19 protein-coding genes are annotated in these 16875 nt (G+C 70.5%); 14 read left to right on the top strand and 5 right to left on the bottom strand.

Translation table 11 applies throughout. The features are described 5' to 3' along the window. The first annotated feature begins 20 nt into the window (after positions 1–20). The 13 genes from E0F75_RS26305 (at position 21) to E0F75_RS26250 (ending at position 11257) form a co-directional block, all read left to right on the top strand. Complete coding sequence (locus E0F75_RS26305; protein WP_229313247.1) at positions 21–590, top strand: GNAT family N-acetyltransferase; 570 nt, start codon at positions 21–23, stop codon at positions 588–590. Between the two features lie 183 nt (positions 591–773). Continuing rightward, positions 774–857 (top strand): putative leader peptide, encoded by an 84-nt coding sequence (locus E0F75_RS40755; protein ID WP_310591794.1) that lies wholly within the window; start codon positions 774–776, stop codon positions 855–857. Positions 858–993: 136 nt separating this feature from the next. Next, the gene (locus E0F75_RS26300) at positions 994–2691 is read left to right on the top strand and encodes a nitrite/sulfite reductase (RefSeq protein ID WP_229313245.1); all 1698 of its coding nucleotides are present in this window, start codon (positions 994–996) and stop codon (positions 2689–2691) included. Next, complete coding sequence (locus E0F75_RS26295) at positions 2688–2867, top strand: hypothetical protein (protein ID WP_078944884.1); 180 nt, start codon at positions 2688–2690, stop codon at positions 2865–2867. Before E0F75_RS26300 ends, E0F75_RS26295 begins: the two co-directional genes overlap by 4 nt. After that, a complete protein-coding gene (locus E0F75_RS26290) occupies positions 2864–3571 on the top strand; it encodes a phosphoadenylyl-sulfate reductase (protein ID WP_229313243.1) in 708 nt (235 codons plus the stop codon). Before E0F75_RS26295 ends, E0F75_RS26290 begins: the two co-directional genes overlap by 4 nt. Positions 3572–3600: 29 nt before the next feature. After that, positions 3601–4134 (top strand): adenylyl-sulfate kinase, encoded by a 534-nt coding sequence (gene cysC / locus E0F75_RS26285; RefSeq protein ID WP_063886607.1) that lies wholly within the window; start codon positions 3601–3603, stop codon positions 4132–4134. Then, entirely contained in the window at positions 4131–5066 is a 936-nt protein-coding gene (cysD, locus tag E0F75_RS26280; RefSeq protein ID WP_055600886.1) for a sulfate adenylyltransferase subunit CysD, read from the top strand. The genes cysC and cysD overlap by 4 nt, the downstream gene beginning before the upstream one ends. Continuing rightward, a complete protein-coding gene (locus E0F75_RS26275) occupies positions 5066–6409 on the top strand; it encodes a sulfate adenylyltransferase subunit 1 (protein ID WP_229313240.1) in 1344 nt (447 codons plus the stop codon). Before cysD ends, E0F75_RS26275 begins: the two co-directional genes overlap by 1 nt. A 203-nt stretch (positions 6410–6612) precedes the next feature. After that, on the top strand, positions 6613–7722 hold the full coding sequence (locus tag E0F75_RS26270; RefSeq protein ID WP_229313239.1) for an ABC transporter substrate-binding protein: 1110 nt from the start codon (positions 6613–6615) through the stop codon (positions 7720–7722). A 55-nt stretch (positions 7723–7777) separates the two neighbouring features. Continuing rightward, positions 7778–8572: an ABC transporter ATP-binding protein gene (locus E0F75_RS26265; RefSeq protein ID WP_229313237.1), complete on the top strand. Its 795-nt coding sequence runs from the start codon at positions 7778–7780 to the stop codon at positions 8570–8572. Next, positions 8559–9446, top strand: coding sequence for an ABC transporter permease (locus E0F75_RS26260; RefSeq protein ID WP_229313235.1), 888 nt, complete (start codon positions 8559–8561; stop codon positions 9444–9446). Before E0F75_RS26265 ends, E0F75_RS26260 begins: the two co-directional genes overlap by 14 nt. 11 nt (positions 9447–9457) lie before the next feature. Then, entirely contained in the window at positions 9458–10213 is a 756-nt protein-coding gene (locus tag E0F75_RS26255) for a sirohydrochlorin chelatase (protein WP_229313234.1), read from the top strand. Between the two features lie 189 nt (positions 10214–10402). Further along, complete coding sequence (locus E0F75_RS26250; protein WP_229313233.1) at positions 10403–11257, top strand: D-alanyl-D-alanine carboxypeptidase family protein; 855 nt, start codon at positions 10403–10405, stop codon at positions 11255–11257. Between the two features lie 106 nt (positions 11258–11363). Here the strand turns inward: E0F75_RS26250 and E0F75_RS26245 are convergent, their stop codons facing one another. The 5 genes from E0F75_RS26245 to E0F75_RS26225 form a co-directional block, all read right to left on the bottom strand. After that, on the bottom strand, positions 11364–11990 hold the full coding sequence (locus tag E0F75_RS26245) for a DsbA family protein (RefSeq protein ID WP_229313231.1): 627 nt from the start codon (positions 11988–11990) through the stop codon (positions 11364–11366). Between the two features lie 74 nt (positions 11991–12064). Then, positions 12065–12622 carry a DUF1697 domain-containing protein gene (locus tag E0F75_RS26240; RefSeq protein WP_229313229.1) on the bottom strand — a complete coding sequence of 186 codons (558 nt, stop codon included), beginning with the start codon at positions 12620–12622 and terminating at the stop codon, positions 12065–12067. A gap of 152 nt (positions 12623–12774) precedes the next feature. Beyond that, positions 12775–14070: an ABC transporter substrate-binding protein gene (locus E0F75_RS26235; protein ID WP_229313227.1), complete on the bottom strand. Its 1296-nt coding sequence runs from the start codon at positions 14068–14070 to the stop codon at positions 12775–12777. Then, positions 14067–14909, bottom strand: coding sequence for a carbohydrate ABC transporter permease (locus E0F75_RS26230; RefSeq protein ID WP_229313225.1), 843 nt, complete (start codon positions 14907–14909; stop codon positions 14067–14069). Before E0F75_RS26230 ends, E0F75_RS26235 begins: the two co-directional genes overlap by 4 nt. Next, the gene (locus E0F75_RS26225; RefSeq protein ID WP_229313223.1) at positions 14906–15850 is read right to left on the bottom strand and encodes a carbohydrate ABC transporter permease; all 945 of its coding nucleotides are present in this window, start codon (positions 15848–15850) and stop codon (positions 14906–14908) included. Before E0F75_RS26225 ends, E0F75_RS26230 begins: the two co-directional genes overlap by 4 nt. Positions 15851–16015: 165 nt before the next feature. Between E0F75_RS26225 and E0F75_RS26220 the strand changes: the two genes are divergently transcribed. Beyond that, the gene (locus E0F75_RS26220) at positions 16016–16873 is read left to right on the top strand and encodes an aminoglycoside phosphotransferase family protein (RefSeq protein ID WP_229313221.1); all 858 of its coding nucleotides are present in this window, start codon (positions 16016–16018) and stop codon (positions 16871–16873) included. Positions 16874–16875 lie beyond the last annotated feature (2 nt).

The following is a 16875-nucleotide window of genomic DNA, read 5'->3' as shown; positions in this document are numbered from 1 at the left end:
GGTCGTGATGCGATGAACCCATGCGCATCACTCTCACCACCTGGTCCCTCGAGCAGACCTCGCCGTCCGATCTGCTCCCCTCCCCCGTCCCGGAGGGTGACGACATCACGATCGCGCGGGCCGCGGTCCCGTCGCCGGAGTACAGCCGCTTCCTCTATACGGCGGTCGGCGGCGACATCCGCTGGAACGACCGGCTGTCACTGACGTACAAGCAGTGGCAGGAGATCGTCGACAAGCCGGGCAGCGAGATCTGGGTGGCGTACGACAAGGGGACGCCGGCCGGGTACGTGGAGCTGGACCCGCAGGACGACGGCGTCGTGGAGATCATCTACTTCGGCCTGATCCCGGCCTTCCGGGGGCGCCGGATCGGCGGTCACCTGCTGTCGTACGGAGTGGCGCGGGCCTGGGACCTGGCCGAGCGCTGGCCCGGGCGGGAGGCGACGAAGCGCGTCTGGCTGCACACCTGCTCGCTCGACGGCCCGCACGCCATGGCCAACTACGAGCGCCGCGGCTTCCGCCTCTTCGACACCAAGGTGGAGGAGGTCGACGAGACCGAGACCCCGGGCCCGTGGCCGGGCGCCCACGCCTGACGTCGCCGGACGCGCTCCTTGGTGCGCGCCTCGCCCGGTGCCTCGCACCGAAGACCCTGAAGGGGCCCTGATCAGGGCCCCTTTTGCGTGACCCACACCACACCATCTCATCAAGCGAGACGACTACGTCCATATTCTGGACGATGCTGGACTGGGTCCAAAGTCCCGTGACACGCTTCCGTCATGTCTGGAACTGGAATTGCCTTGGTGAGTCGGCGGCACGTCGACCTAGGCCGCATGTCCAGCGCCATCTGTCCGGCGCGCTGAGAGAACCAGCACCGCCGCGATCACTTTTCAGCACGACTCTGCCCGACCCTGCTGCGCACTGACGCGCCACCCTCCGACCTGAGCGCCAGTGTGCAGGTCAGAGCCGCCCTCTCGCAGTCCCGAAGGACAAGACGCCATGGCCGCCACCCCGGAAAACCCCACTCCCGCCGCCGCACGCCGCAAGACCGGGCGCCACCGTGGCGAGGGTCAGTGGGCCGTGGGGCACTTCACCCCCCTGAACGGCAATGAGCAGTTCAAGAAGGACGACGACGGTCTCAACGTTCGGACACGTATTGAGACGGTCTACTCGAAGCGCGGATTCGACTCCATCGACCCCAACGACCTGCGCGGACGCATGCGCTGGTGGGGCCTCTACACCCAGCGCAAGCAGGGTCTGGACGGCACCAAGACGGGTGTCCTGGAGCCGGAGGAGCTGGACGACGAGTACTTCATGCTCCGCGTCCGCATCGACGGCGGCCGGCTGACCACCGAGCAGCTCCGGGTCATCGGCGAGATCTCCGAGGAGTTCGCCCGCGGCACCGCCGACATCACGGACCGGCAGAACGTCCAGTACCACTGGATCCGCATCGAGGACGTCCCCGAGATCTGGAACCGCCTGGAGGCGGTCGGTCTGTCCACCACCGAGGCCTGCGGCGACACCCCGCGTGTCATCCTCGGCTCCCCGGTGGCCGGCATCGCGGCCGACGAGATCATCGACGGCACGCCCGCGATCGACGAGATCTACCGTCGGATCGTCGGCAACAAGGACTTCTCCAACCTGCCCCGCAAGTTCAAGTCCGCGATCTCCGGCTCGCCGCTGCTCGACGTGGCGCACGAGATCAACGACATCGCCTTCGTCGGCGTGAACCACCCGGAGCACGGCCCCGGCTTCGACGTCTGGGTCGGCGGCGGCCTCTCCACCAACCCCAAGCTGGGCGTCCGCCTCGGCACCTGGGTCTCCCTCGACGAGGTCCCGGACGTCTACGAGGGCGTCATCTCGATCTTCCGCGACTACGGCTACCGCCGGCTGCGCAACCGCGCCCGGCTGAAGTTCCTCGTCGCCGACTGGGGCCCGGAGAAGTTCCGCCAGGTCCTGGAGGACGAGTACCTCCAGCGCAAGCTGACCGACGGCCCCGCCCCCGAGCAGCCCGCCGGCCGCTGGCGCGACCACGTCGGTGTGCACCGCCAGCAGGACGGCAACTTCTACGTGGGCTTCGCGCCCCGCGTCGGACGGGTCGACGGCGCCACCCTGACGAAGATCGCCGCGGTCGCCGAGGCGCACGGCTCCGGCCGGGTCCGGACCACCGCCGAGCAGAAGATGCTCGTCCTCGACATCGAGGAGGCGCAGGTCGACTCGATCGTCGCCGCCCTGGAGGCCCTCGACCTGCGGGTCACGCCCTCGCCGTTCCGGCGCGGCACGATGGCCTGCACCGGCATCGAGTTCTGCAAGCTCGCGATCGTCGAGACCAAGGCCCGCGGCGCCTCGCTCATCGACGAACTGGAGCGCCGCGTCCCGGAGTTCGACGAGCCGCTGACGATCAACATCAACGGCTGCCCGAACGCCTGCGCCCGCATCCAGGTCGCGGACATCGGCCTCAAGGGCCAGCTGGTCCTGGACGACGACGGCAACCGCGTCGAGGGCTACCAGGTGCACCTGGGCGGCGCGCTCGGCCTGGAGGCCGGCTTCGGCCGCAAGGTCCGCGGCCTCAAGGTCACCGCGGCCGAGCTCCCCGACTACGTGGAGCGGGTCCTCAAGCGCTTCCAGGCGGAGCGCGAGACCGGCGAGCGCTTCGCGACCTGGACGGCCCGCGCCTCGGAGGAATCCCTCTCATGAGCGAGCGTGCCGCACCGTTCCACTGCCCCTACTGCGGCGACGAGGACCTGCGTCCCAACGAGCAGGGTCACGGCGCCTGGGAATGCGCCGCGTGCAGCCGAGCCTTCCAGTTGAAGTTCCTGGGGCTGCTCGCCCCCGGTACTTCAGGCAACACCCCTGGAGGGAAAGAGATATGACGCTCACTCAGGACACCCCCACGGCCGACCTCAAGGCACTCGCCGAGCAGGCCGGCCGTGATCTGGAGGACGCCTCCGCGCTGGAGATCCTCCGCTGGGCCGTGGACACCTTCGGTGAGGGCTTCTGCGTCACCTCCTCCATGGAGGACGCGGTCGTCGCGCATCTCGCCTCGCGGGTCCGGCCCGGCGTGGACGTCGTCTTCCTCGACACCGGCTACCACTTCGAGGAGACCATCGGCACCCGTGACGCCGTGGACGCCGTCATGGACGTCCACGTCATCACCCTGACCCCGCGTCAGACCGTGGCCGAGCAGGACGCGGAGTACGGTCCGAGGCTCCACGACCGCGACCCCGACCTGTGCTGCGCGCTGCGCAAGGTCAAGCCCCTCGAAGAGGGCCTGACCCGGTACAGCGCGTGGGCGACCGGTCTGCGCCGCGACGAGTCCCCGACCCGGGCGAACACCCCGGTCGTCGGCTGGGACGAGAAGCGCCGCAAGGTCAAGGTCTCCCCCATCGCCCGCTGGACGCAGGACGACGTCGACGCGTACGTCACGGAGCACGGCGTCCTCACCAACCCGCTCCTGATGGACGGTTACGCCTCCGTCGGCTGCGCCCCCTGCACCCGCCGTGTCCTGGAGGGCGAGGACGCCCGCGCCGGACGCTGGGCGGGCCGCGGCAAGACCGAATGCGGGCTGCACGGATGACGGACACTCAGGAAGTTCAGGAGAAGCACGTGACGGGTGCCACCATCTGGCTCACCGGCCTGCCGAGCGCCGGCAAGACCACCATCGCGTACGAGCTGGCCGGCCGGCTCCGCGAGGAGGGCCACCGGGTCGAGGTGCTCGACGGCGACGAGATCCGCGAGTTCCTCTCCGCGGGCCTCGGCTTCAGCCGCGAGGACCGGCACACCAACGTGCAGCGGATCGGGTTCGTCGCGGAACTGCTCGCCTCCAACGGCGTGAAGGCCCTCGTCCCCGTCATCGCCCCGTACGAGGACAGCCGCGAGGCGGTCCGCAAGCGCCACGCGTCCGAAGGCACCCCCTACGTCGAGGTGCACGTCGCCACTCCGGTGGACGTCTGCTCCGTACGCGACGTGAAGGGTCTCTACGCCAAGCAGGCCGCGGGCGAGATCAGCGGTCTCACCGGTGTCGACGACCCGTACGACGAGCCGCGCAACCCGGATCTGCGGATCGAGTCCCACACCCAGACCGTGCAGGAGTCCGCGGCGCAGCTCCACGCGCTGCTCACCGAGAGGGGTCTGCTGTGACCACCGTCGCCCACGTTCACGACAGCACCGACAACCCGTTCGCGCTGTCGCACCTCGACTCCCTGGAGTCCGAGGCCGTCCACATCTTCCGTGAGGTGGCGGGCGAGTTCGAGCGGCCGGTGATCCTCTTCTCCGGCGGCAAGGACTCCATCGTCATGCTGCACCTGGCGCTGAAGGCCTTCGCCCCCGCGGCGATCCCCTTCACGCTGCTGCACGTCGACACCGGGCACAACTTCCCCGAGGTCCTGGAGTACCGCGACCGCACCGTCGCCAAGCACGGCCTGCGGCTGCACGTCGCCTCCGTGCAGGAGTACATCGACGCCGGCAAGCTGCGCGAGCGCCCCGACGGCACCCGCAACCCGCTGCAGACCGTCCCGCTCACCGAGGCGATCCAGCAGCACCGCTTCGACGCCGTCTTCGGCGGCGGCCGCCGCGACGAGGAGAAGGCCCGCGCGAAGGAGCGGGTGTTCTCGCTGCGCGACGAGTTCTCGCAGTGGGACCCGCGCCGCCAGCGCCCCGAGCTGTGGCAGCTCTACAACGGCCGGCACGCCCCCGGCGAGCACGTCCGCGTCTTCCCGCTGTCCAACTGGACCGAGCTGGACGTCTGGCAGTACATCCAGCGCGAGAAGATCGAGCTCCCGGAGATCTACTTCGCCCATGAGCGCGAGGTGTTCGCCCGCAGCGGCATGTGGCTGACGGCCGGCGACTGGGGCGGCCCGAAGGAGTCCGAGACCACGCAGACGCGGCTGATCCGCTACCGCACCGTCGGCGACATGTCCTGCACCGGCGCCGTCGACTCCGACGCCACCACACTGGACGCCGTCATCGCCGAGATCGCCGCCTCCCGGCTCACCGAGCGGGGCGCGACCCGCGCCGACGACAAGATGTCCGAGGCCGCGATGGAAGACCGCAAGCGCGAAGGGTACTTCTAATGAGCACGTCCACCGAGCAGCTGACCGAGCAGCTGGCGGCCACCACCCTGCTGCGCTTCGCCACCGCCGGCTCCGTCGACGACGGCAAGTCCACCCTGGTGGGCCGGCTCCTCCACGACTCCAAGTCGGTCCTGGTCGACCAGCTGGAGGCCGTGGAGCACGCCTCGCGCTCCCGCGGCCAGGAGGCCCCCGACCTGGCGCTCCTCACCGACGGTCTGCGTGCCGAGCGCGAGCAGGGCATCACCATCGACGTGGCCTACCGCTACTTCGCGACGCCCCGCCGCCGCTTCATCCTCGCCGACACCCCCGGGCACGTGCAGTACACCCGGAACATGGTGACCGGCGCCTCCACCGCCGAGCTCGCCGTGGTCCTCGTCGACGCCCGTAACGGTGTGGTCGAGCAGACCCGCCGGCACGCGGCCGTCGCCGCGCTGCTCCGCGTCCCGCACGTGGTCCTGGCCGTGAACAAGATGGACCTGGTCGAGTACCGGGAGCCCGTCTTCGCCGCGATCGCCGAGGAGTTCACGACGTACGCCTCCGAGCTCGGCGTCCCGGAGATCACCGCGATCCCCATCTCCGCGCTGGCCGGCGACAACGTCGTGGAGCCGTCCGCGAACATGGACTGGTACGGCGGCCCGACGGTCCTGGAGCACCTGGAGACCGTCCCGGTCAGCCACGACCTGACGGCCTGCCACGCGCGCTTCCCCGTGCAGTACGTGATCCGCCCGCAGACCGCCGAGCACCCCGACTACCGGGGTTACGCCGGTCAGATCGCGGCCGGTGCCTTCCGGGTCGGCGAGGAGATCACCGTCCTGCCGTCGGGGAAGACCTCCACGATCACCGGGATCGACGCGCTGGGCGAGGCCGTGGACATCGCCTGGGCCCCGCAGTCGGTCACCATCCGGCTCGCCGACGACATCGACATCTCGCGCGGCGACCTGTTCGCCCCGAGCGGTGACGCCCCGGCGACCACGCAGGACATCGAGGCGACCGTCTGCCACGTGGCGGACCACGCGCTCGCCGTCGGCCAGCGGGTGCTGCTGAAGCACACCACCCGCACGGTCAAGGCGATCGTCAAGGAGATCCCCTCGCGGCTGACCCTGGACGACCTCTCGCAGCACCCGAACCCGGGTCAGCTGGTCGCCAACGACATCGGCCGGGTCGTGGTGCGCACCGCCGAGCCGCTCGCGCTCGACGCGTACGCCGACTCGCGCCGCACCGGTTCGTTCCTGCTGATCGACCCGGCGGACGGCACCACGCTCGCGGCGGGCATGGCGGGCGAGTCCTTCGCCACCGCCAAGGCCGTCGCGGTCGTCGAGGACGAGGAAGGATGGGACTTCTGATGAGCCAGAACGTCTACGCGACCTTCGCGAAGGAAGGCGGCCGGGTGGGCTCCGGCGCCCTCGGTGCGGGCATGGGAGGCGTCGCGCGATGTGCGTGCTGACCTCGACGCGCCGCATGCGCGGTGCGACCCCGCTCCACCCGCTCCACCCCGAACGACATAGACGCAGACTTCGAAAACGCTGAATCGAGGGGAAAACCTCCCGTGCCTGCCACCACCCGTACCACCCTGCGCCGCGGCCTCGCCGCCGCTGCCGCCCTGCCGCTGCTGATCGGCGCGCTCGCCTCCTGCGGCTACGGCTCCGACGCCAAGAACGACGAGAAGAAGGTGGCCGCCGAGGGCAAGAAGCTCTCCGCCGACACCGTACGGCTCGGGTACTTCCCCAACCTCACCCACGCGACCGCGCTGATCGGCGTCAAGGACGGCCTGATCCAGAAGGAGCTGGGCGGCACCACGCTGAAGCCGCAGACCTTCAACGCCGGCCCGTCCGAGATCGAGGCGCTCAACGGCGGCTCCCTCGACATCGGCTTCATCGGCCCCTCGCCGTCCATCAACGCGTACGTCAAGTCCAAGGGCACGAACCTGCGGATCATCTCCGGCTCTGCCTCCGGCGGCGTCAAGCTGGTCGTGAACCCGGACAAGATCAAGACCCTGGACGACCTCAAGGGCAAGCGGATCGCCACCCCTCAGAAGGGGAACACGCAGGACGTCGCGCTCCTCAACTGGATCGCGGAGAAGGGCTGGAAGGTCGACCCGGAGTCCGGCAAGGGTGACGTCTCCGTCGTCCGCACGGACAACAAGGTGACCCCGGACGCCTTCAAGTCCGGCTCCATCGACGGCGCCTGGGTGCCCGAGCCGACCGCCTCCAAGCTGGTCTCCCAGGGCGGCAAGGTCCTCCTCGACGAGACCGCCCTGTGGCCCGACAAGAAGTTCGTGATCACGAACATCATCGTGTCGCAGAAGTTCCTCACGGAGCACCCGGACGTGGTCGAGGCCGTGCTGACGGGCACGGTGAAGACCAACGAGTGGATCAACGCCAACCCGGACAAGGCGAAGGCGGCCGCCAACGCGGCGCTGAAGTCCCTCGGCGGCAAGGCGCTGGACGCCAAGGTCATCGACCCGGCGTGGCCGAGCATCGCGATCACCAACGACCCGCTGGCCGCGACGCTGAAGACCCAGTCCGAGTGGGCGGTCAAGGCCCAGCTGATCAAGCAGCCCGAGCTGTCCGGCATCTACGACCTGAAGCTCCTCAACAAGGTGCTGAAGGCCGCAGGCGAGCCCGAGGTCTCCGACGCCGGTCTCGGCGTCAAGTAACCGCGCCGAGCCGACGAAACAGACCGCGAATCCGTAACCCCAGGAGGTGACGACCATGGCCACGACGTTCGCCAAGGCTGCCGAGGGCACCGTAGCGGAGCAGACGCACGCCGCCCGGATCGAGCACGTCTCGAAGTCCTTCTCCGGCCCGGCCGGTACCCAGCTCGTCCTGGACGACGTCAGTCTCGACGTCGCGCCCGGCGAGTTCGTCACCATCCTGGGGGCCTCGGGGTGCGGCAAGTCCACCCTGCTGAACCTGGTCGCGGGACTCGACCGGCCGACCCAGGGGTCCATCGCGACCCCGGGCGGCCGGCCGGCCCTGATGTTCCAGGAGCACGCCCTCTTCCCGTGGCTGACCGCGGGCAAGAACATCGAACTGGCCCTGCGGCTGCGCGGGGTGTCCAAGGCCGAGCGCAGGCCGGAGGCCGAGCGGCTGCTCGAACTGGTCCGGCTCGGCGGCGCGTACGGGAAGCGGGTGCACGAGCTGTCCGGCGGCATGCGGCAGCGCGTGGCCCTCGCCCGGGCGCTGGCCCAGGACAGCCAGCTGCTGCTGATGGACGAGCCGTTCGCGGCCCTGGACGCCATCACCCGTGACGTGCTGCACGGCGAGCTCACCCGTATCTGGGAGGAGACCAACCTCTCGGTCCTCTTCGTCACCCACAACGTGCGCGAGGCCGTACGCCTCGCGCAGCGGGTGGTCCTCCTCTCCTCGCGCCCCGGCCGGGTCGCGAAGGAATGGACCGTGGGCATCGAGCAGCCGCGCCGCATCGAGGACGCGGACGTGGCCGAGCTGTCCCTTGAGATCACTGAACACCTGCGTGGGGAGATCCGCCGCCATGGCCAGCACTGACACCGCCGCGACGGTCAAGAAGGACGACCTCGCCGGTCTGGAGGCCGGACTCGACGCCCTGGACGCGGTCGAGATCCGCCGCACCCCGGTCCGGGAGGTCCTCCTCAAGAAGGTCCTCCCGCCCACCCTCGCCGTCCTCCTGGTCCTCGCCGTCTGGCAGATCCTCGTCTCCGCGAAGATCACCGAGGAGACCAAGCTGCCCGCGCCGTCCGCGGTGTGGGACGGCCTGACCGACATGTGGCTGCAGGGCACGCTGCTCGAGGTCATCTGGACCAGCGTGTCCCGGGGCCTGGCCGGCTTCCTGCTGGCCCTCGCCATCGGCACCCCGCTGGGCCTGCTCGTCGCCCGGGTGAAGTTCGTGCGCGCCGCGATCGGCCCGATCCTGTCGGGTCTGCAGTCGCTGCCCTCGGTGGCGTGGGTGCCGCCGGCCGTGCTCTGGTTCGGCCTGAACGACGCGATGATGTTCACGGTGATCCTGCTGGGCGCCGTCCCGTCCATCGCCAACGGTCTGGTCTCCGGCGTCGACCAGGTCCCGCCGCTGTTCCTGCGGGCCGGCCGCACCATGGGCGCCACCGGCCTGCGGGGCACCTGGCACGTGACCCTTCCGGCGGCGCTGCCCGGCTACCTGGCCGGTCTGAAGCAGGGCTGGGCCTTCTCCTGGCGCTCGCTGATGGCCGCCGAGATCATCGCCTCCTCCCCGGATCTGGGCCTGGGCCTGGGCCAGTTGCTGGAGAACGGCCGCAACAACATCGACCTGCCCGGCGTGTTCCTGGCGATCCTGCTGATCCTGGTCGTCGGCATCGCGATCGACCTGCTGATCTTCAGCCCGCTGGAGCGCTGGGTGCTCCGCAGCCGCGGCCTGCTGGTGAAGTGAGCCGATCCGCCATGAACCGACCGGTCCTTCTCGTCATCGCCCACGGCAGCCGCGATCCGCGGCACGCGGCGACCGTCCAGGCGCTGGTGCGCCGGGCCGGTGCGCTGCGGCCGGGGCTGCGGGTGGAGACGGCGTTCCTGGACTTCAACCTGCCGTCGGTGCCGGGGGTGCTCGACCGGCTCGCCGCCGACGGCGTACGGGACGTGGTGGCGCTGCCGCTGCTGCTGACCCGGGCCTTCCACGCGAAGGCCGACATCCCCGCCGTACTCCGCCAGGCGCCGCCGTCCCTGCGGATGCGCCAGGCGGAGGTCCTGGGACCCTCGCCGCTGCTCGTCGCGGCGGTGGAGCGGCGGCTGTACGAGGCCGGGCTCACGCCCGGCGACAAGAGCGCGACCGGGGTCGTCCTGGCCTCGGCGGGCTCCACCGACCCGGAGGCGATCGCGGTGATCGCAGAAACGGCGCGGGAGCTGCGGCGCACCGGTTGGTGCTCCGTGCGGCCCGCGTTCGCCTCCGCTGTGGTTGCCGGGGGCGTCCCCCGCACGGAGGACGCCGTCCGGGCCCTGCGGGCCGAGCCGGGCGTCCGCCGGGTGGCCGTCGCCCCGTACGTCATCGCCCCCGGCCGGCTCCCGGACCGCATCGCGGCGGGCGCGGCGGAGGCGGACGTCCTGGCGGATGTCCTGGGCCCCTCCCCGGAATTGGCCCGGCTGCTCCTCGAGCGCTACGACGCCGCCCACGCGGCCCGCGTCGCCGTGGCCCACTCGGCTTGAGAACTCCCCGGGAACCAGTCCGACAATTCGGCCGGTCGACGGATGCGAGCAACTTCATGCCCGCACCGTGCATCCATCGGCCCCTCTCGTGCGTCTTCTGTGCGCCGGGTCATTGCGGGCCCGGATGACATCGGTTCCTACCAAGGGCAGAAGACTTTGATCACTTCGACACTCGGCGTACGCAGAGCCGTGACCGTCACGATCACGGCCTCGGCCGTACTGGCCGGCGGCCTCTTCACGGGCCAGGCGTACGCCGCGCCGCCCGCCCCGTCGATCACCGCCAAGGGCGGCTTCGTCATGAACAACGGGACGGGCACCACGCTGTTCGGGAAGGCCGCCGACACCCGTCGGTCGACCGGTTCGACCACGAAGATCATGACCGCGAAGGTGGTCCTGGCCCAGCGCGGCCTGAACCTCGACGCCAAGGTCACCGTCCAGAAGGCGTACAGCGACTACATCGTCTCCAAGAACGCCTCGTCCGCCCGGCTCATCGTCGGCGACAAGGTGACGGTCCGACAGCTCCTCTACGGCCTGATGCTGCCGTCGGGTTGCGACGCGGCCTACGCGCTGGCCGACAAGTTCGGCACCGGCACCACGCGGGCCGCCCGGATCAAGTCGTTCATCGGGAAGATGAACACCGAGGCCAGGAACCTCGGTATGCGCAACACCCACTTCGACTCGTTCGACGGAATAAGCAATGGGAGCAACTACTCCACTCCGCGCGATCTGACGAAGCTCGCGAGCAGTGCGATGAAGAACTCCACGTTCCGCGCCGTGGTCAAGACGAAGTCCACGAAGCAGAAGGTGACCACGAAGACCGGCGGTTACCGGTACATGTCGTGGAGCAACACGAACAAGCTCCTGAGCACCTACAGCGGCGCCATCGGTGTGAAGACCGGTTCGGGTCCGCAGGCCAAGTACTGCCTCGTCTTCGCGGCCACCCGCGGCAGCAAGACGGTCATCGGCGCGGTGCTCGCCTCCCCGAGCGAGGCGAACCGGGCGACCGACGTCAAGAAGCTGCTGGACTACGGCTTCGCCAGGTAAGAGCGCGATCGGCGGCGACCGGCCCACGACGGCGCCGGTCCCGCCCGGGGCCTGTCTTCCGCTCGCCGGGAGGCAGGCCCCCCGCCATGTTCCGCCGGACTCTCCCCTAGCTGAAGTCGAGGCCGCCCGTGCGGGTCCGCTTCAGTTCGAAGAGGTCCGGGTGGTTGGCGAGGACCCGGAAGCTGTCGAAGAGTTCGGCCGCGTGCTCGCCGCGCGGGACGGCACGCAGCACCGGGCCGAACCACACGGTGCCGTCGACGTGGATCGTGGGGGTGCCGATGTACGCGTCGGCGTCGGGGTCCTTGCCGGCGTCGTGGCTGCGGCGGACGGCCTCGTCGTACGCCGGGTCGTGGGCGGCCCCGGCGAGTTCGGCGGGCAGGCCGAGCTCGGCAAGCGACTCGGCGGCGACCGCGTCGAAGTCCTGCCGCTTCTGTTCGTGGATGCGGGTTCCGTACGCGGTGTAGAGCGGACGCAGGATCTCCTCGCCGTGCCGCTCGGCGGCCGCCGCGGCGACTCTGACCGGTCCGGTCGAGGCGTCGACGAGTTCGCGGTACCAGTCGGGCAGGGTGTTGCCCTCGTTGTGCAGGTACAGGCTCATGACCTTGAAGCGGAGGTCGATGTCCCGCTCGCGCTCGACCTCCAGGATCCACCGGGAGGTGATCCAGGCGAAGGGGCAGACGGGGTCGAAGTAGAAGTCGACGGCGGGGCGGGGGGCGGTCTCGGTGGTCGTCATACCGAGGAATCTAGCCAGCCAATGGCCTGCCCCAGTGGTCCAATCACACACACGGGGACTGGGCCACTTCGCGATCAGCCCTCCGTGGTCATCTCGATGAGCTTGACCACGGTGTTCCAGTTCCGGGCGGTGGCGACGAGTCCCTTCACGACGGCCGGGCGGGAGACCACGTCGCCGAGCCTGGACCTCCCCAGGCCGTCGGGGACATAGAGGTAGAGCACGCGGTCGCCGAGGGCGAAGTCCTCGGGGAGATAGGCCTCGCGGTCGATCGAGGCGAAGCGCTCGGGGTCCACCGGCCCGGAGTAGTAGATGGCGTGGAGCTGCTTGCCCTCGAGCTCGGCGGCCGGAAAGGGGCAGTCCTCGGCCACCGCCGCCAGATAGTCGCCGCCGCGGACGAGGCAGTCGACGCGGAAGCCGAACCGCTCCTCGATCGCGTCTTCGAGTGCGGTGGTGAGCTCGTCCTCCCCGGCGCCGGAGTCGGTGGTGAAGACGGCGTTCCCGCTCTGGAGGTAGGTGCGGACGTTCGTGTGCCCGAGACCTTCGATGAGGGGCCGGAGCTCCGCCATGGGGACCTTGCGGTGTCCGCTCACGTTGATGCCGCGGAGCAGGGCCGCGTACGTCTTCTTCGTCATGGGTCAAATCTAGGCGGACCACCGCGCCTCGTGGGGGGCGGCGCGGTGGCCGGTTCGAACACTGTCCGATCAGGGGGATCCGCGAGAAGACCCTTCACCCATCTGTGATTTATTCAACAAACTTTCGTAATGCCGAACCCCTGGTGAACGCATCATTTGCGCTGATAGCGGGCGAGCACCCGATTGCCGTCCGTCACCAGGCGTCTGCGCAGCTCGGCGCCGTCGATGGCGCCGCTGTAGTACTCCTGGAACGCGGGCGTCGCCACCTTGTCCTTCCACTCCGGGTAGCCGCGCACCGACTGCGCCGGCGCGGGCCGCAGCCGTTCGGCCACCGCGGCCCCCGTCGCCCAGCCGTCCCGGGCGGTGTGGAGCGAGGGGTCGGCGAGCGCGGTCGTGCCGGTGGGCAGCATCCAGTCGCCGCGTGCGAGCCGCACCATGTTCTCCGGGCGCAGGAAGAAGTCGAGGAACGCGGCCGCCTCCTTCTTGTACGGACTGTCCTCGGCGATCGACAGGGTCTGCGGGGAGACGCCCTGGGTGAGCCCCGCGTCTCCGGCGGGGGCGGGCAGGACCGTCCACTCGAAGCCCTTCGGGGCCTGTTGGGCGATCTGCTGCCGGTAGGCGAAACCCAGCGGGACCATGGCGTACTTGCCGGCGAAGAAGCCGGGGAGGGTGTCGGAGCCGCCGCTGCCGAGTGTGGTGCGCGGGGCGGTGCGGTCGGTGACGACCTGGTCGTGGATCGTGCCGGGGACGACGGCGTCGGCCTCGGTGGAGCGGATGGTCACCCGGCCGTCGGCCTCCCGGTGGAACAGCTGCCCGCCCGCCGAGAGCCCCAGGTTGAGGCTGACGGAGACGGGCTCCTTGAGCGGCCAGGCGACGGCGTACCGGCCGGAGCCCATGGTGCGGGTGAGGTCCTGGGTGACCTGCCGGAACTCGGTCCAGGTCCAGGGTTTCTCCGGGGTGGGGAGGCGGACGCCGGAGGAATCGAGGATCTTCCGGTTGGCGATGATCACGCGCGGTTCCTGGAGGAACGGCACCCCGTAGATCCCCTCGCCGAAGGTGGTGGTCTCCCAGCTGCGGGCGGGGATGTCGGCGCGGAGCCGTTCGGGCAGCAGGGGGCGGAGGTCGGCGAGGTCGCCGCCGTAGGCGAAGTCGGCGAGGTCGTCGGAGGCGTCGTGGATGATGTCGGGCGCCTCGCCGCCCTCGAAGGAGGTGAGGAGCTGGTCGTGGACGGAGTCCCAGCTGCCCTGGACGTAGTCGATCTGGACGTCGGGGTGGGTGGCGTTCCACTCCTTCACCAGCTGCCGGTTGGCGTCGACGGACTCCTTCTGCCAGGCGAGGGACTGGAAGCGGAGCCGTACGACCCCGTCCTCGGGGGCGTCGTTCCCCGCCGTGCAGCCGGTGACGAGCAGGGCGAGTGCGGCGGTGAGGGTGAGGATCCGTCGTCTCATGACTTCACCGCCCCGGCCAGCATCCCGCCGGTGATCCGTCGCTGGAGGAAGCCGAAGACGACGAGGGAGGGCAGCGTGGCGAGGAAGGCCGCGGCGGCCAGCGGGCCGAGGTCGGCGACGCCCTCGGCGCCGAGGAAGTGGGTGAGGACGACCGGCAGCGTCTGCTTCTCCGGGGTCTTGAGCAGGACGAGCGCGAAGAAGAACTCGTTCCACGCGGTGACGAAGGCGAAGAGGGCGGTGGCGACGATGCCGGGGACGAGCAGCGGGGCGGTGACCGAGACGAGGGTACGGAGCCGGCCCGCGCCGTCGACGGCGGCGGCCTCCTCCAGTTCGGCGGGGACGGCCCGGACGTACCCCATCAGCATCCAGAGGGCGAAGGGCAGCGACCAGACCACGTAGACCAGGACGAGGCCGAACACGCTGTTCACGAGGTGGAGGTTCTTGAGGATCAGGAAGAGCGGGATGATCACGAGCACGAACGGGAACGCCTGGCTGATCACCACCCAGCCGGTCGCGGCCGAGGCGAGCCTGCCCCGGTGGCGGGCCGTCACATAGGCCAGCGGGGTCGCGACGGCCACCGCGATCACTGCGGCGGCGACCGCGGCGGCCAGGCTGTTCCCGGCGGCCCTGAGCAGCGGCTGCTCGTCGAAGGCCTGCCGGAAGTTGGCGAGCGTGGGGTCCTTCGGGATCCAGGTGGGGTGCAGCGAGGCGAGCTCGGGGGCGGGCTTGAAGGCGGTGGAGACCAGCCAGAGGAAGGGGAAGGCGAGGAAGACCAGATACGCGAGGAGGGCCGCGTACTGGCCGATTCGCGCGGGTCTGCTCGTCCGGAGGGCGCTCACCGGTCCTGGTCCCCTTTCAGCCGTCGTACGAGGGAGAGGGCGATGAGCACCGAGACGGCGGCGATCATCACACAGCCCATCGCGGCGGCATAGCCGAACTGCCCGTAACGGAAGGCCTCTTCGTAGGCGAAGAGCATGGGGAGCCGGGTCCGGCCGCCCGGTCCGCCGTTGGTCAGCACATAGACCAGGGCGAAGGAGTTGACGTTCCAGATGAGGTTGAGGGCGGTGATGGAGAGGGCGACCGGTCTGAGCGCGGGCCAGGTGACGACGCGGAAGCGGCGCCAGGCTCCGGCGCCGTCGAGGGCGGCGGCCTCGTGGAGTTCGTGCGGGGTGTTCTGGAGTCCGGCGAGCAGGGCGACGGTGGTCTGCGGCATCCCGGCCCAGACGCCGACGAGGACGACGGCGGGGAGCGCGGTGGCGAGTCCGGAGAGCCAGTCGCGGCCCTCGCCGAGGCCCAGGTTCCGGATCGTCTCGTTGAGGATGCCGGCGTCGGGGTTGTAGACGAGCCGCCACATGATGCCGACGACGACCTCGGGCATCGCCCAGGGAATGATGGCGAGGGCCCGCGCCAGCCAGCGGAAGCGGAGCTTCTGGTTTAGCAGGAGGGCGAGGCCGAGGGCGAGCAGGAACTGGGGGACGGTGACCCCGACCGCCCAGACCACTCCGATGCGGAACGAGTCCCAGAACAGGGTGTCGTGCAGCAGGTCCTGGAAGTTGAGCGTGCCCACCCAGCCGGTGGCCCGGGTGCGGCCGGACTGGGCGTCCGTGAAGGCGAGCGCGATGCCGTAGAGCAGCGGGCCGACGCTGAGGACCAGGATCGGCAGCAGCGCCGGGAGCACCAGGAACCAGGCGCCGAAGTCGGGGCCGCGCGGGCGTGTCCCGTGGGCGGCGCGCGGTGCGCGCGTCCGGCCCGGCCGCTTCGTCGCGGTCAGCGAGCTCACCGATTCGACCCCCGTCCGCCTTTCCCCGGACTCCGGCCGGGCGACCCGTACCGCCGGGGGAACCCCGCCATGGTGCTGACGGCCCGGGGGGCGGTCAAGGCGATCTGCGCGGTGAGCTGCGCGGATGGGAGACTTTGGCTCAATCACACAGGTAGGGAGAGGTCGATGGACGAGGCGCGGGCGCGGGAGATCCTGGCCGCGGCGGGGTTGCCGGTCGCGGAGGCGCGGCTGCTGGCCCTCGGGGAGAACGCGGTCTTCGCCGTGGGCGATCTCGCCGTGAAGGTGGGCCGGGACGCCGAGCTGTTCGAGCGGGCGGAGCGGGAGCTGGCGCTGGCCGCCTGGCTGGCCGACGCGGAGGTCCCGGCGGTGCGGGCGGCCGAGGAGAAGCCGCGGCTGATCGAGGGGCACCCGCTCACCTTCTGGCACCGGCTGCCCGAGGCCGTACGGCCCGCGGAGCCCCGTGATCTGGCCCCGCTGCTCCGGCGGATCCACGCGCTGCCGGAGCCGGCGGCCTTCACGCTGCCGCGCCGTGAGCTGCTCGGCGGGGTCGAGCGGTGGCTGCGGCTCGCGGGCGACGCGATCGACCCGGCGGACGCGGCCTTCCTGCGGGAGCGGCGCGATGCCTTCGCCCCGGCGGCGGCCGCGCTGACGCCGCACCTGACGCCGGGCCCGATCCACGGCGACGCGCTTCCCCGGAACGTCCATGTCGGCCCCGACGGCCCGGTCCTGGTGGACCTGGAGACCTTCTCCTCGGATCTGCGCGAGCACGACCTCGTGGTGCTCGCCCTCTCCCGGGACCGGTACGGCCTGGACCCGGCCGCGTACGAGGCCTTCACCGAGGCGTACGGCTGGGACGTGCGGGAGTGGGAGGGGTGCGCGGTGCTGCGCGGGGCGCGGGAGACCGCGAGCTGTGCGTGGGTGGCGCAGCACGCGCCGACGAACCCGAAGGCTCTGGCCGAATTCGAGCGGCGGGTGGCCTCGCTGCGGGACGGCGACCCCGAGGTCCGCTGGTACCCGTTCTGACA

Source organism: Streptomyces sp. CB02980, from assembly GCF_014451325.2.
Lineage (GTDB): Bacteria > Actinomycetota > Actinomycetes > Streptomycetales > Streptomycetaceae > Streptomyces.
The sequence above is the reverse complement of the archived record's forward strand: the minus strand, read 5'-3'. Positions and strand labels throughout refer to the sequence as shown.

What these genes read in the sequence shown, in the direction of transcription:
- E0F75_RS26305 (WP_229313247.1), top strand. Translation starts at nt 21, where the DNA reads ATGCGCATCACTCTCACCACCTGGTCCCTCGAGCAGACCTCGCCGTCC.
- E0F75_RS40755 (WP_310591794.1), top strand. Translation starts at nt 774, where the DNA reads ATGTCTGGAACTGGAATTGCCTTGGTGAGTCGGCGGCACGTCGACCTA.
- E0F75_RS26300 (WP_229313245.1), top strand. Translation starts at nt 994, where the DNA reads ATGGCCGCCACCCCGGAAAACCCCACTCCCGCCGCCGCACGCCGCAAG.
- E0F75_RS26295 (WP_078944884.1), top strand. Translation starts at nt 2,688, where the DNA reads ATGAGCGAGCGTGCCGCACCGTTCCACTGCCCCTACTGCGGCGACGAG.
- E0F75_RS26290 (WP_229313243.1), top strand. Translation starts at nt 2,864, where the DNA reads ATGACGCTCACTCAGGACACCCCCACGGCCGACCTCAAGGCACTCGCC.
- E0F75_RS26275 (WP_229313240.1), top strand. Translation starts at nt 5,066, where the DNA reads ATGAGCACGTCCACCGAGCAGCTGACCGAGCAGCTGGCGGCCACCACC.
- E0F75_RS26265 (WP_229313237.1), top strand. Translation starts at nt 7,778, where the DNA reads ATGGCCACGACGTTCGCCAAGGCTGCCGAGGGCACCGTAGCGGAGCAG.
- E0F75_RS26260 (WP_229313235.1), top strand. Translation starts at nt 8,559, where the DNA reads ATGGCCAGCACTGACACCGCCGCGACGGTCAAGAAGGACGACCTCGCC.
- E0F75_RS26255 (WP_229313234.1), top strand. Translation starts at nt 9,458, where the DNA reads ATGAACCGACCGGTCCTTCTCGTCATCGCCCACGGCAGCCGCGATCCG.
- E0F75_RS26245 (WP_229313231.1), bottom strand. Translation starts at nt 11,990, where the DNA reads ATGACGACCACCGAGACCGCCCCCCGCCCCGCCGTCGACTTCTACTTC.
- E0F75_RS26240 (WP_229313229.1), bottom strand. Translation starts at nt 12,622, where the DNA reads ATGACGAAGAAGACGTACGCGGCCCTGCTCCGCGGCATCAACGTGAGC.
- E0F75_RS26235 (WP_229313227.1), bottom strand. Translation starts at nt 14,070, where the DNA reads ATGAGACGACGGATCCTCACCCTCACCGCCGCACTCGCCCTGCTCGTC.
- E0F75_RS26220 (WP_229313221.1), top strand. Translation starts at nt 16,016, where the DNA reads ATGGACGAGGCGCGGGCGCGGGAGATCCTGGCCGCGGCGGGGTTGCCG.